Origin of the sequence: Fibrobacter sp. UBA7003 (assembly GCA_002449765.1) — a bacterium.
Lineage (GTDB): Bacteria > Fibrobacterota > Fibrobacteria > Fibrobacterales > Fibrobacteraceae > Fibrobacter.
Map to the genome: position 1 here is coordinate 204,709 of DJXN01000012.1, position 13,599 is coordinate 218,307.

Genomic DNA, 13,599 nt, shown 5'->3' on the forward strand with positions numbered 1-13,599 from the left:
GAAGCCCTCTCTAAAGCCCTCCCAAACAACGAGAAAAAACTTCGGCAAGCAAACTTGCCTCACGCTTACGCAAGCATAAGCGTTGAATAAACAGAAAAGCCCGCTGGAAGCGGGCTTCTTAAGTTCTTGCGGGACAGCCTAGTTCCAGTCGTCCTGGACTTCTTCGGTAGCAGGAACAGCCGGAGCAGCGGCAGCAGGTTCCTCGGCCGGAGCAGGCTCTTCGGCAGCCGGGGCCGGTTCTGCGGCAGGAGCCGGAGCGGGTTCAGCGGCCGGCTGAGCCGCGGGAGCCGCTTCCTGCGCGGGCTGTTCAACCTTCTTCGCCTGCGGGGCTTCCTGCTGGTCCTTCACTTCGGCAGCGGGTTCAGAGATATCCACGTTGCCGATGTAGTTGCGGATGATACGCGGCGTCACGAAAATCACGAGGTCCTTCTTGGTGACGGACTTGCGAGAATACTTGAAGAGGTTGCCGAAGAACGGGATATCCTTGAGGAACGGGATGCCGCTTTCGGATTCCTGGGTTTCGTTGCGGGTCAGGCCACCGATAATCACGGTTTCGCCGTCGGCCACCACGACCTTCGTCTTCGCTTCCTGAGTGCTGATCACGATTTCGCCCTTGGAGTCGTAATCGTAGGAGTTGTTCTCGGGATGCAGGTCGAGCAAGATGCGGTTGTCGCCCGAAACGTGCGGGGTCACCGTCAGCTTGATACCCGTTTCCACGAGCTGCGTCGAAGATTCACCGCTGTCGTCAATCACGCGGATAGAGACCTTGTCACCCATGAACACCTGGGCTTCGGTATTGTCGAGGGTGGAGACCTGCGGAGACGCCAGCACTTCGGTCGAAGCGTCGCCCATCAAGTTCGAAATCGCAAGCTGGAGATGGTTGTCGAGGAGGCTCGTGGTAATAGCGGTGGAAGCGCCGCTCACAGCAGGCGAGACACCGTTGTTCGGGAAAGACTGAACCACGGCTCCGGCACGGGTAGCATTCGCGGCGGTTCCGTTCGCAGCACTCGCAGTTCCCGGCGTAAGCACGGTTCCATTGCCCATGGTCGCCGTCCAGTCCACACCGAGTTCGCGGGCGCGCTGGCTGTTCACCACCACGAGTTTCGCGGTAATCATGATCTGGAGCGTTTCCACATCGAGTTCGGTAAGGGCATTTTCCATCTGCTCGATTTTCGAATCGGTATCGTAGACGATGATGGAGTTCGTGCGTTCCACGACCGTAATGCGGCCACGGCCACTCTTCATGCTTTCAAGCACCTTCACGAGTTCATCGGCCTTCGCGTGGTGAATCTGGAAGTTCTTGCGGACGAGCGGAGCCGTATCTTCCTGCTGCTTTTCTTCGTCGGCAATCTTCTTCTGCTTCGCCTGGTAAGTGCTCAAGCGCTGCACCACGATGTACTTGTCCTGGATAACCCAGGTCAGGTCGTTGATTTCGCAGATAATGTCAAGTGTTTCCTGCCAAGTCTTCTTCGTGACCTTGAGGCTCATCTTGCCCTTCACATCGGGAGCAAGCAAGATATCGACACCCGCAACCACGGACACCGAGCGGAACACGGCACTGAAGTCCGTATCCACGAACGAGAAGTCGTACAGCTTCTTGTTGGGTTCCACGGAACCCGACGCGGGGGCAGCACAGACCGAGGAGAGTCCCAAAACCAGGGACAGGACCATGAGTATTTTAATCAGCTTTTTCACTTTTGACCCCCAAATTTATCGGGAAGACCCATAGAGTAGCGACGGCTCACGCCAAATTCTTGAATAAGGAAGAGCACGTCTGTTTGTGTGATTTTAAGAACTTTTCCGTTGAGAATCTTGTCGCCTTCCTTGAGCGTGTAGGAGATGGAAGGATTCTTGGATTCCACGAGGAGCGCCATCGGGACATCGGATTCCCAGATGATACCGACAAGTTCGACCTGGTCGATGTTGATGCCTTCTTCGACGAGGCCCTTGATTTCGACGAACGGGTCGCGACGGCCGAAAGAACTGTAAGTAACGCGGTCATCATAGAGGCCATCAAGCTGGCTTCCGGCAACCTCGCCACCCTCGGAAACAATTTCGCCCCTTTCCTTGTCGACCTGTTTCAGGCGTTCAATCTGCACGGCGGAAAGTTCGTCCATGTAGCTCACGGCGCGCTTGTTCACGAAACCGATGTGGCTACCGTGCTGCACCTTGCAGTAGAGACCCGAAACGTCGAGGCTCACCAGGCGTTCGCCGAAGGTAAGGCGCTTCAGCACCTGGGAATTGTCGTTGGGCGCGGCAAAGAGTTCGATTTCGTCGGCGACGACGATGAGTTCGCGGACGACCGGACGCAGGTGGAATGTCTGCGAGCCAGAGACTAGCTTCTTGCTTTCCTTGTCGTGCTTGTTCACGAAAGACTCAAACGACGGCTTCTCTTCGGAAGACTTCATCCAGTCGCGAACGAAAATTCCATCCGGATGGGCGCTCCAGAAAAGGAACCCGTCCTTCTTGATGGTCGTTTCGCGGACCTGCAAAATCAGGGCGCCTTCCTGCACCACGATTACCGGAGCAACACCGGCCTTGAGCTGGACCTTGAGACCGTTTGCGCCCCAGGTGACATGCTTTACGAGAGTGCCTGCGCCAATCTTGAATATCGGGGACTTCTGCGGACCCGCAAGGCCAATCGTGATGACGGCCGCCTTGTCCGGGCCAGAAACGTTCTGGATTTCAATCGGAGTCGTCGCCACCAGGCGGAACTGTTCCATGCCCGAGCCGACAAGCACCGTCATTTCCTTAAGGTTCGGAAGCAGCGCCGAAATCTTGCCACCTTCCCTGATGGCCTTGTCAAGGTTCTTCTGTTCCTCGGCGAGACGCTTTTCTTCTTCCTTCGCAGCCTTTTCCGCAGCCTTCTTCTCTTCGAGGGCGCGCTTCTCGGCTTCCTTCCTTTCGGCAGCTTCGCGCTTGCGTTCTTCGAGAGCAGCCTTTTCTGCAGCCTTCTTTTCTTCGAGGGCACGCTTTTCAGCGGCCTTCTTATCGAGCGCAGCCTGCTTCGCAGCGGCCTTCTTCTCTTCGGCGAGACGCTTCTTTTCTTCGAGGGCGGCCTTTTCCGCTGCCTTCTTGTCGAGCGCAGCCTGTTTCTCGGCAGCCTTCTTCTCTTCGGCGAGGCGCTTCTTTTCTTCGAGGGCGGCTTTTTCCGCTGCCTTCTTGTCAAGCGCAGCCTGCTTCTCGGCAGCCTTCTTCTCTTCGGCGAGGCGCTTCTTTTCTTCGAGGGCGGCCTTTTCCGCTGCCTTCTTGTCGAGCGCGGCCTGCTTCTCGGCAGCCTTCTTGCGGTCGGCAAACAACTTGGAGAGCGTCCAGGACTTTCCGTTCTTGCCGTTGAAAGTCAGCTTGAAGTCAGACTTTTCAAGAGCAATGGCATTCTTGTCCGTATTGATGGCCGAACCGACAGCCATTTCCACCTTCAAGAAATCCGTCCCGTGGAACGGTTCCTTGAAAACGCGGATAGCCTTCACCCAATCGCTGGAGGCGTCCACATCGAACACACCCTCGCCAAGGGCGAAAGTCGTCGCGGAGAATCCGAGCGTGAGCCTGTGGGTCTTGGCGTCATATTTCTGGAAGAACGTCGGCAAATCGGAATCCGACGCAAACTGGAACGTCATCGCGCATTTCTTGGAATCGCAGTTAAAACGCACATCCTTGATCTGGGCTGCATTGGCGGCCACCGCGACGAACAGGAACAAAGCAATTAATTTGTTCTTTATCATTGGGCAACCTTCTTGGATGTATAGGTGGTCAGGTTGAACGAGACCGACACCGTAATAGGCGTCCAGCCGTGCGTTTCAGCCTTCTGGAGTTCTGCAGCAATTCCCGAGTAGCGGTTCAAGCGGAGGTTCGTAATCGCAGTCGGATAGTTGAAGTTTGCGATTTCGGCGAACAGGTAGCCAAGCATGTGGTAACCGGAATTGACCGCGATGGAGTAGCGGTTTTCCACGTAGTGTTCCTTCGGCGAAGAACCTTCGGGGTTGAACCTCTGAATTTGCACGCCGGAGCTGCGGAGCACGGCGTAGAGGTCCTGCAAACGCAGCGGGACCTTTTCCTCTTCGGGGAACATCTCCTTCAGTTTTTCGAAGTCCTTCTCGGCCTGCACCAGTTGCAGTTCGAGTTCGGCAATGCGGTGCTTCTTTGCATTAATTTTGTCGAGTTCCGACTGTGCGGCATCGCGTTCGCGTTCGAGTCGATCACGGTCCTGCACGAACGGATCCCACACATAAGAATACAGGCAATAGCCCGCAGCCAAAAGCAAAAGGACTACGACTATCGCGTATATGTTCTTCTTATCCTTGAAATCTATATTTCCCATACTAGCCCTCCCCCAGATCCTGTTTCAGGACAACCTTGATGGTGAAGCTGTAGGCTTCCTCGCCATCGACCTTCGTCGTGGCGATTGTAAGTAAAGTAACCTTGTCGATACTCACCTGTTTTTCGAGCTTGACCATATACTCGGCCACCTCGGAGAAGTCGAACGTCGTCCCCTTCATTTCGAGGTTGTCCTCGGAAACCTGGTTCAAGCTCGTGAGCCACATGTTGGGAGGCAACACCGAGGATACATTCTCGAACAGCACCACCCAGCGCTTCTTGCTCACCTGGATGCTCTTGAGCGCGTTGATCTTGGTATTGACAATCGCCTGCTTCTGTTCGAGTTCGCCAATCTTGGTGAGCAGCGGACGTTCGCGTTCCACCTCCGACTTGATGCGTTCGACATCGCTTTGCAGACCCGATATCGTTTCGGTCGTGAAAGAGTAGAGCATCATCGCCGCAACGATTGCGACAATCATTGCCACCGTAGGCCATACCACACGGCGGTCCGTGATCCACGAGAAATCCTTCTGCGCCTTGCGGTATTCACCGGGCAAAAGGTTAATAGATATGCAAAGGGATTTCTTCGCTACATTCTTTGTCTTTTTAGCAGCCATTAGAATTTCCTCATTGCAAGGCCCAGAGCGGGCGCCAGGATGTTAGAAAGCGCAAGCGACACGCCCGACTCCCCGACGACGCTCGCGTCACATTCCACATAGCGGAAGGGGTTGACCGTATCGGTTTCGACACCGGAATGCTCGGCAATAAAAGCCCTGAGCCCGGGGATGGAAGCTCCGCCTCCACCCAAGAGAATCTTGTTCAAAGGTTCGGAGTCTTCGGACGAGGAGAAGTAGCGGATACCGAACTCGACCTGCGCCATGATGTCTTCGAAAGAAAGCTTCAGGGCTTCTTCCACTTCGGCTTCGGAATACCCGTCCACGATGCCCAGATCGCCCGTTTCGAACAACTGATGGCACTTCGCGGCATCGATGCCCAGCGTGACGCCGAGCTTTGCGATAATCATATCGATGGAACCGCCGGTCATGGCACGCATGGAGTGGAACTTGCCCCCCTGGATGAACCCGATGCTCATCTTCTTCTCGCCAATATTGATAACGGCGGTCGTCTGCTTCAGGTCGTCCTCGGACGCGGTCACCACGAACGCATTCAGGAGACCGAAAATATCTACATCCATCGCGGTAAGCTTGAGTCCCTTGATGGTAAAGAACTGTGCCCAGGAATCGAGAAGTGCGTTCTTCGCGGCGACTACGTTCGCCTTCACCTCGTCGCCTTCCCTGGACTCGACCTCGTAGTCGATGACGTTGTCCTGGTCGTCGAAGGGCGGACGGGACTGCGCAGTCTGAAGAATAATGGCGGCCTCGTTTCCGTTTTTCGGGACCTTGACGCTCAGGCGGTCCACCAGCACGCCACCGGCGCCAGCACCGCAGTTCACGCAGGCAACAAGGTCCGTATTCGGGTCGCGCGGATGGCGAAGCATCAGCTTGGAGAGGGCTTCGCTCAGAAGTTCGTAGCCATCCTTCTCCTTCTTGCCGTCAGGGCCCGTCGGGGCCTCGTCGCCTTCACGGCGCTGGATTTCTCCGTTGACAATGGCGCCCTCAGGAACGGGCTCCGTATCGATTTCGACGACAACTCGGCCTCCGCGACTGTTATGGTAAACCTTCACGTACTTGATGCTGTAGTGGCCAACATCGATGCCGATTGTCTCGCGTTCACCGCGAATTCGAGCAATTAATCCTAAAGCCAAAGTAAAACTCCGATCGGAAACAGTACTATCCTAATTCTACCTTTATAAAATCGAAATGTCAAGCAAAAAAACGTCTAAGTCATTGAAAATTATATAGTTAGCGCATTTTTCGGGGTGTTTTTCAGCCCTTTTTCGACTTATGGAGCTCAAATATGTACTGAAGCACCCTTTCCTGGGTCCAACCGAAGGCTCCGGAGAAGGATGCTGTCATGGAATAGAGCTCAGGATGTTCAGCGTTTTTTTGCCCCAAACTGCGCAAAATCTCAATTTCCACATCTTCCGGGCCGAAGCTCGGGAGCTCAAAATGAATCCGTATATGCTGTCCGCTTGCACACTCGACCGGCAGCCCGATAAGGATACCGCCCGCCGAAAGGTCGTAGAGCAGGCCGGTGCACTTTTTCCCGTCCGGCAGTTCCGCCTCGACATCGAAATTCACGATTTCACGGCGCCAGCGACGCAGCTGCTGTTTTTCAAGCTGGCAGGAATGCCGGAGCACCAGGATTCCCGGTTCGCACCTCGCAACCCTGATGGTCGTAGAATAGACGGCATCCTCAGGACGGGTCCAGCGGACCTTCACCTCGCGCCCCACAAAGGAGGACGCCGGGCCGAAACTTCCGTCGTACGAGACCCCCCATTCCTTCTCCGCACGCCATACAATTTCGGAATGTTTGAGTTTGGCCCCGCCACCATCCAGGAGCAGGTCCACGCGGTTCCCCACGTTGAACTGGCGCGTGCTGGCAATGACCGAGAACGGGTTTGCCGCATCGAACTTGAGCTTGTCGCGCAGCCGCGCCACGGCTTCGAGCGTCTCGTCGCGAACATTGTCCACGTTACGGAACTCGTAGAAATCCGAAACCGCAGCCTCGAACAGATGCGAGGAGTTGAGCACCGCATCCTTGTTCTCGAACTTGGAGGCTCGGACCAGTTTTTCGAGCGTGCGAATTTCCTTCGGGCTCAGGTTGTATTCCGCCACCTTGAGGTCGAAATCCTTCGTGCCGAACATCTCCTCGTTCTCGCGACGGTCGTTGGAACGCTGTATTTCCACCAACACGAGGAGCAATAGCCCCAAAATCAGGAGCACTACTATCAATAGGAGATGAGACGGCAGAATCATAGGCTACACCTCGGTCCACACCCCGCCGATGTAGGAGGCGACTATGGAAGACGGAATTTCCTTGCCCAGAAGCGGCGTGTTGCGCGTCTGGCCGGCGAACAAGGTCGGGACGACCTTCGTCGGGCGGTCCGGGTCCAGGAGGACCAGGTTCGCCCGTCCGCCCTTCGCGATAGCGGAAGGGCAGGCGCCGGCCAACTGTGCCGGAGCGGTGGAAAGCAGTTCCACCGCGCGCGCGGCGGACAGCCGCGTGCAGAGCGGTTTCCAGATAGCGCCGAGCGCTATCTCCAGCGAAACCGCTCCCGGCACCGCATCTTCGAAATTCACTTCCTTGTCCTGACGCAACACCGGGTCGTGATTCATGCTGATTGCATTCACGATTCCCGATTCGAGCCCTTGCCACAAGGCTTCGCGGTCTTCGGCAGAACGGAACGGCATCGGCACGTTGCAGTGCGAGTCGAGGTCGAACAGGCAGGAGTCGTCCAGGAGCAGATGGTAGACATCCACGTCGCAGGTCACGTCCACGCCCTGCGCGCGCGCCGTCTCGATAAGTTTGAGCGTATCGCCACAGCTAACTTGTTTGAAATGCACCGGCACCTTGAGGAAGCGGGCCATTTCTAGAATCCTGAAGGCGGCAATCGTCTCGGCGATACGGGGAATTCCCTTCATGCCGAGCGTGTCGGCGTAGCAGCCCTCGTGCACAAGCCCGTGATGGCGGAGCGAATCGTCGAGCGGCATAAAGAAGAATCGCTTGCCCGTCATGGAACCATATTCCATCGCGAGGCGCAAAAAGCGAGAGCGGGAGCAGTCCTTGTTGCCGTCCCCGAAACCGACGGCGCCGCCCTGGGCAAGTTCCACCATTTCGGCCAGGTCCTTGCACTGGTAGCCCATGCTGAAGGCTCCCAAGAAGGCGAACTCCATGCCGGACTTCGCACTCAGCTGCTGCATCGCGGTGAGTTTCTGAGAATCGTCAATCGGGTTTGCAGAACTTTCGTACAGCCCGCCGAAGAAGCCGCCACGGCGCATAGCAGAGACTCCGTCCCTGAACGTGTAGATATCGTCGCGGAGCGGTTCCTTGAAGTCGAGGCCGAGGCCGAAGAGCGCAGGAATTGCAAGAGCGCCCTTCGCATCGAATTCGTCGGTCTCTGCGGGAGCGGAATCTGCCCACGCGCCATCCACAAGGCACATCTTCGTCGGCTCGCCGAACTTCCCGTCCACGAACGGGCGAACGTTGTTCAAAACCACATTACGCATTTGCACGACCTCCAGCCAAAAGGAAGAGAACAGCCATTCGCACAGCCACTCCGTTGGTCACCTGATTGAGGATAACTGAATTTTCCCCGTCGGCAATTTCGCTGTCGAGTTCCACGCCACGGTTGATCGGGCCCGGGTGCATGATGAGCACCTTGTCCTTCGCGCATTCCAGGAGTTCGTGCGTGATACCGAAGGTGTTGCGGTATTCGCGCATGCTCGGGAGAAGCGCATCGTCCATGCGTTCTTTTTGCAGGCGGAGCGCGATGATGGCATCCGCATCCTTCACTGCCTTCTTCACGTCGCTCTCCCAGGTCACCTTGTCCATGAGTTCGGTATTGCGCGGGACCAGGGTGGACGGTCCGCAGAGCGTCACGTGCGCACCCATCGTCGTCATGCCCCAGAGGTTGCTGCGGGCCACGCGGCTGTGGCGGATATCGCCCACAATCGTCACGTTCTTGCCTTCGAGAGTTCCGAGTTTTTCTTCGATGGTGAGCATGTCGAGCAAAGCCTGTGTGGGATGCTCGTGCGCACCGTCGCCCGCGTTCACGATAATCGCATTGCTGTTGTCAGCGAGGAACTTCGGGACGCCCGTCCCCTTGTGGCGGACGACAACGATGTCGATCTTCATGGCCTCGATGTTACGGAGCGTATCGACAAGCGTTTCACCCTTCTTCACGCTGGAGTTCGAACTCGTGAAGTTCACCGTATCTGCAGAGAGTCGTTTTTCTGCAAGTTCAAAACTCGTGCGGGTGCGGGTGCTGTTCTCGAAGAACAGGTTCACAACCGTCATGCCGCGCAGGCTCGGAACCTTCTTTACCGGGCGTTCCAGAATTTCGCGGAACTGCTTCGCGTTATCGAGAATCATGCGGATATCGTGTTTCGATACCCCGCGCAGTCCAAAAAGGTGTTTAATCTCAAGCGCGCTCACGCTATGCCTCCACTTCTACGAGATAAACGGAATTTTCACTGTCAATGGGTTCAATCATCACGCGCACCTCCTGGTTCTGCGCCGTCTCGACCGTAAGACCCACACAATCCGGTGCAATCGGGAGTTCGCGGTGACCGCGGTCCACCAGCACACAAAGACGGATGGCGGCGGGACGGCCGAGGTCCAAAATCGCCTGCATGGCGGCACGGACGGAGCGGCCTGTGTAGAGCACGTCGTCCACAAGGATAACCGTCTTGCCTTCGACGGTCGCGGGCATTTCGGTAAAGCGCATCTCGGTGGAAGCGCTGGGCTTGCGGTAGTGGAAGTCGTCGCGGTAGAATGTCGCGTCAAGGCAGCCCATCTCAATGGGCTTGCCGAATTTTTGCGAGAGCCTGTCGCTCAGTTTCTTTGCCAGCGGGATTCCGCGGCTTGCCATGCCGAGAACAATCAGGTTTTCGGCAGACGGGTGCATTTTTGCGATTTTCGCGGCCATTTCGTCGAGGGCGAATTCCATGGCCTGCGCGGAAAGCAATTCCTGGATACGTTTGCAGTTGTCTTTCATACAGTGTTTTAATCTAGCATTTTTTTTAGAAAAAGAGGAAAACTGCACCTTATTTTTGTATATATACAATGCAAAGAGAAACAACCTATCAACCACTGGAGTTTACATGTTCAATCAGCTGGATAAACCGCAGCCGGGCGAAACCATCGCCATCATGACCACCAACCACGGGGTAATGAAGCTCCGCCTCTTCGAAGACCGCGTCGGCGAATGCGCAACGAACTTCATCGAACTTGCAAAGCAGGGCAAGTACGACGGCGCCCCGTTCCACCGCATCATCAAGGACTTCATGATCCAGGGCGGCGACTTCACCCGCAGGAACGGCACAGGCGGACACTCCGCCAAGGGCCCCGGCACCACTATCGGCGACAAGTACGACCCGTGCCTCACCCACATGCGCGGCGCCCTCAGCTGGGCAAAGACCGCCATGCCGAACAGCATCGGTAGCCAGTTCTTCATCGTCCACGGCGACAACGTACACTTCTTGGACCACGACCAGGTGGGCCCTGGCCCGGCTGACGGCTACTCCGTGTTCGGCCAGCTCTACGAAGGATTCGAGGTTCTGGACGAAATCGCAGGCGTCAAGACCGACCGTAGCGACCGCCCCTTCGATGACGTGATTATCGAGTCCGTGACCATCGAGAAGGCATAATTTTCACGGCGGCGGAGATTTTTTGAAAAAAAAGTCTTCTGCCCCCTTGACAAGGGCCAAATATTTTTCTCTATTTGGCTCACCTTTCGGGGTTATAGCTCAGTTGGTAGAGCGCCTGCATGGCATGCAGGAGGTCAGGAGTTCGACTCTCCTTAGCTCCACTAAAAAGACTCGCTTAAAAGCGGGTCTTTTTTTATGCCCTTCGCACAGACAAACTCCGGCATGCCGTAAGATTTTTGTATCTTTCAGCACATGAGGAACATTTCATACAAACTTATCGGTACCGCACGCAAGGCCTTCGCGCTCTGCCTTTGCGCAGGGTTTACGGCCACATTCGCGGAAGAATGCGACGAAAAGATGATGGACGCCTTCGCCTACGAGGACTGCCTCGCCGAACACAACCTGCCCATCCCGGGAACAGGCGACAAGAAGGATGACGGAGTCCCAAGACTCAAGGTAATCAACCCCAACGAGAAATACAGTCCCTTCAAGCGCGATGCCTACCTCACGTCCAGCTTCGGCGAGAACCGCGGGACGCGCTACCACATGGGCATAGACTATTCGACGCAGATGGAAGAAGGCTGGGTCATCTACGCCCCCGAGGACGGCATCGCAAGCGAAATCAAGACATCCCCCTACGGCTACGGCAAAGCGCTCTACTTCAAGGGCAACAGCGGCAAGACATGGGTGTTCGCGCACCAGAGCAGCTTCAGCGCCCAGCTCGACGAACTCGTATACAAGAAGATGTACAGTACCAAGAAGAACGACATCGTGATTTCGCCCAAGGTCGCGTTCAAGAAGGGCGACACGCTCTCCTTCGCGGGCAGCACCGGCATCGGGAACCCGCACCTGCACCTGGAAGTCCGGACCGCCGACAACAAGGGACTCTCGCCCTGCAAGGAGGGCGCGCTCTGCCTCGACACCATCGCTCCGCAGATTTTCGCGGCAGCGGTCACCTACAAGGACGACGTGGCATTCACGTCGACCGAGGCGCTCGACAAAGGATGCATAGCGACTCCCATCAAGAACACCTTCGAGAACGACGCTCCCGTTCACATCTCCTTCAAGATTGCGGACTACAGCCGCGAGCCCAAGGAAAATCCGATGTCCATCCGCAGGATCGAAGTTTTCCGCTACGACGAAAAAATCTACAGCAAAATCCAGGATACCATTCCCTTCAGCAAGCAGCTCCGCATCCGCGACGAGCTCCTGTGGGCGGAGGAAGCCGACACCGCCGGCGACTGGCACTACGTCAACGTCCCCTTCCCGCCGCAGTCCGAATACCGCATCGAGGTGGAAGACTACGCCGGCAACGTGACCACGAAGAAGTTCTCCATCCGCTCCCACTGCAAAGACAACTCCGAATTCCAGAAACAGAACTTCCAGAAGACACCCCTCATCACCTACCTTTCGAGGCCGGCGCTCGACCTCGGCCGCTGCGATTCGAGTTTCACCTTCGCGGCTCTCGACAAGAACGGCAACACGCTCAGCGAGAATCTCTGCAAGGTGTTCCCCCACAAGTTGACGTTCCTCGGAAAGATTGCGGCAACCTTCCCTGCCGCCACGAAGATCGCCTACTCCAACGGCAATAGCGAGAACACCATCTACATGACCACGCTAAACAAGGGCGCATCTTCCGCCAGCTGGACCGTCAAGGATGAAGATTTCGAAATCTCGCAGAAGGTGACCGGAATGGCCGTAAAGACGAACGACGGGACTCCTGTCCTCGCCTTCACGAAAAACATCACCGACAGCCTGAACTTCTACGAGTTCCACCCCAAGGGACTGCAGTTTACCGGCAAGTGGGAAGTCTGCATCGATGCGCATACGGCCCAGGCCCCGCTCTACTGGCTTGGAGAGACGAGCCGCAACTGGTTCATCTTCAGCAAGCAGACCTCCGGCAAGAAGCGTTGCGCCAGCATGAACGAGCTCCGCGACATCGCAACAATCGACAACCAGGATCCCCCCACGCTCGGGTTCCCCTACTGGGACAACATGATTATCGGGGGACTGCACCAGCCCGCCCTCAAGATTCCAGTCAACTTCAAATACGACGGAATCCCCGACGGGAACTCCATCACCGTAAAATCCGGCAAGAACTGGATTGCCGCCGAATACGACTCCGAACCGCGCGAAATTATCCTGGAAGGAGCGAGACTCCCGGACGAGGGTGAAAAGATCACCATCCAGATAGTCGACGAAGGCAAGCACAAGGCCACCTACACCGTGACCATTCCGGGCATGTAGCGGCTAGGGTTCGCCGCGGCTAGAGTTCGCTGTAAAGCGCAAGCTTGCGGTCGCTGCCGAGCGCCGCACGCACCAGGTCATAGACCTTGGCCTTACGGTCCGGGAAGTCGACCGGATGAAGCGCGATCCGCGGAAGCCCCACCGGCAGGTCCAGAATAAACTTGCCGAACCCGAAGGCCGTGTTCATCAAGGCATCGGGAATGCCCGCAAAACTCGTCACCGGCGAAAAATAGCGTTTGCCGTTGGCCTTCACCACCATGAACCTGTTCTCGTACAGCATACCCATGTTCCGGACCTGATGGGGCAGGAACCTGTTGCTGTACCAGGTGGGCGGGATAAAGGCGGCAGGCCTCTCGCCCCCCGCAAACAGTTGCTTCCATGCGGATTCCGCCTCGCGCAGGAGCCTCCCGGATTCGAACTCGCTAAGGCCGGCAAATTCCGCCTCGCCTCCCGTGAGGTTCATGCTCATGAGACCAAAATAGCTGCGGCCCTGGCTGAATTCGGCCTTGTGCTTGTAACCGTGGAGCGAAAGTTCAAAGCCGTCAGCGACAAGGAGATGCAGCGCCTCCCGGAATTCAGCGACAGTCCGTTCGTCTGCTCCGTCCGTGCAGGGAATCACGAGGACGCTGAACGCACGTCCGCAAAGGTCTTTCAACGTTCCCAAGACCGGAACCACCGTCCGGAAATTCCAGACGCTCAAATCGTGAAAGCACAGGAGAAAACGTTTGCACATGTCGCTGAAGATAGCAAAATACTATATTTCCAT

Annotated in this window: 12 protein-coding genes and 1 tRNA gene; 3 read left to right on the forward strand and 10 right to left on the reverse strand. The window is 56.4% G+C overall.

The window, feature by feature from the left end; genetic code table 11:
• Positions 1-138 precede the first annotated feature (138 nt).
• From pilQ to pyrR, 9 genes are all read right to left on the reverse strand, one after another.
• Positions 139-1,695, reverse strand: a complete 1,557-nt coding sequence (gene pilQ, locus B2952_RS09105) for a type IV pilus secretin PilQ (protein WP_290729017.1) — start codon at positions 1,693-1,695, stop codon at positions 139-141.
• The gene (locus B2952_RS09110; protein ID WP_290729019.1) at positions 1,692-3,722 is read right to left on the reverse strand and encodes a hypothetical protein; all 2,031 of its coding nucleotides are present in this window, start codon (positions 3,720-3,722) and stop codon (positions 1,692-1,694) included. Before B2952_RS09110 ends, pilQ begins: the two co-directional genes overlap by 4 nt.
• Positions 3,719-4,318: a type 4a pilus biogenesis protein PilO gene (locus B2952_RS09115; RefSeq protein ID WP_173365121.1), complete on the reverse strand. Its 600-nt coding sequence runs from the start codon at positions 4,316-4,318 to the stop codon at positions 3,719-3,721. Before B2952_RS09115 ends, B2952_RS09110 begins: the two co-directional genes overlap by 4 nt.
• Before the next feature lies 1 nt (position 4,319).
• Positions 4,320-4,931: a PilN domain-containing protein gene (locus tag B2952_RS09120; RefSeq protein ID WP_173382519.1), complete on the reverse strand. Its 612-nt coding sequence runs from the start codon at positions 4,929-4,931 to the stop codon at positions 4,320-4,322.
• A complete protein-coding gene (pilM, locus tag B2952_RS09125; protein WP_173365119.1) occupies positions 4,931-6,079 on the reverse strand; it encodes a pilus assembly protein PilM in 1,149 nt (382 codons plus the stop codon). The genes B2952_RS09120 and pilM overlap by 1 nt, the downstream gene beginning before the upstream one ends.
• 121 nt (positions 6,080-6,200) lie before the next feature.
• A complete protein-coding gene (locus tag B2952_RS09130; RefSeq protein WP_290734834.1) occupies positions 6,201-7,193 on the reverse strand; it encodes a PilZ domain-containing protein in 993 nt (330 codons plus the stop codon).
• Positions 7,194-7,196: 3 nt separating this feature from the next.
• Positions 7,197-8,444, reverse strand: coding sequence for a dihydroorotase (locus B2952_RS09135; protein ID WP_290729023.1), 1,248 nt, complete (start codon positions 8,442-8,444; stop codon positions 7,197-7,199).
• A complete protein-coding gene (locus tag B2952_RS09140; protein ID WP_173365116.1) occupies positions 8,437-9,372 on the reverse strand; it encodes an aspartate carbamoyltransferase catalytic subunit in 936 nt (311 codons plus the stop codon). The genes B2952_RS09135 and B2952_RS09140 overlap by 8 nt, the downstream gene beginning before the upstream one ends.
• A 1-nt stretch (position 9,373) precedes the next feature.
• On the reverse strand, positions 9,374-9,934 hold the full coding sequence (gene pyrR / locus B2952_RS09145) for a bifunctional pyr operon transcriptional regulator/uracil phosphoribosyltransferase PyrR (protein ID WP_290723254.1): 561 nt from the start codon (positions 9,932-9,934) through the stop codon (positions 9,374-9,376).
• 106 nt (positions 9,935-10,040) lie between these two features.
• Between pyrR and B2952_RS09150 the strand changes: the two genes are divergently transcribed.
• The 3 genes from B2952_RS09150 (at position 10,041) to B2952_RS09160 (ending at position 12,833) form a co-directional block, all read left to right on the forward strand.
• On the forward strand, positions 10,041-10,586 hold the full coding sequence (locus tag B2952_RS09150) for a peptidylprolyl isomerase (RefSeq protein WP_173382523.1): 546 nt from the start codon (positions 10,041-10,043) through the stop codon (positions 10,584-10,586).
• An 88-nt stretch (positions 10,587-10,674) separates the two neighbouring features.
• Positions 10,675-10,747: transfer RNA gene (locus B2952_RS09155), tRNA-Ala, on the forward strand.
• 91 nt (positions 10,748-10,838) lie between these two features.
• Positions 10,839-12,833 (forward strand): M23 family metallopeptidase, encoded by a 1,995-nt coding sequence (locus B2952_RS09160; protein ID WP_290729024.1) that lies wholly within the window; start codon positions 10,839-10,841, stop codon positions 12,831-12,833.
• Positions 12,834-12,852: 19 nt separating this feature from the next.
• Here the strand turns inward: B2952_RS09160 and B2952_RS09165 are convergent, their stop codons facing one another.
• Positions 12,853-13,566, reverse strand: coding sequence for a DUF2334 domain-containing protein (locus B2952_RS09165; RefSeq protein ID WP_290729027.1), 714 nt, complete (start codon positions 13,564-13,566; stop codon positions 12,853-12,855).
• Between the last annotated feature and the right edge of the window lie 33 nt (positions 13,567-13,599).

Coding starts and splice junctions, on each gene's coding strand:
- B2952_RS09135 (WP_290729023.1), bottom strand. CDS start 8,444: ATGCGTAATGTGGTTTTGAACAACGTTCGCCCGTTCGTGGACGGGAAG.
- B2952_RS09120 (WP_173382519.1), bottom strand. CDS start 4,931: ATGGCTGCTAAAAAGACAAAGAATGTAGCGAAGAAATCCCTTTGCATA.
- B2952_RS09110 (WP_290729019.1), bottom strand. CDS start 3,722: ATGATAAAGAACAAATTAATTGCTTTGTTCCTGTTCGTCGCGGTGGCC.
- B2952_RS09160 (WP_290729024.1), top strand. CDS start 10,839: ATGAGGAACATTTCATACAAACTTATCGGTACCGCACGCAAGGCCTTC.
- B2952_RS09150 (WP_173382523.1), top strand. CDS start 10,041: ATGTTCAATCAGCTGGATAAACCGCAGCCGGGCGAAACCATCGCCATC.
- B2952_RS09115 (WP_173365121.1), bottom strand. CDS start 4,318: ATGGGAAATATAGATTTCAAGGATAAGAAGAACATATACGCGATAGTC.
- pyrR (WP_290723254.1), bottom strand. CDS start 9,934: ATGAAAGACAACTGCAAACGTATCCAGGAATTGCTTTCCGCGCAGGCC.
- B2952_RS09130 (WP_290734834.1), bottom strand. CDS start 7,193: ATGATTCTGCCGTCTCATCTCCTATTGATAGTAGTGCTCCTGATTTTG.
- B2952_RS09165 (WP_290729027.1), bottom strand. CDS start 13,566: ATGTGCAAACGTTTTCTCCTGTGCTTTCACGATTTGAGCGTCTGGAAT.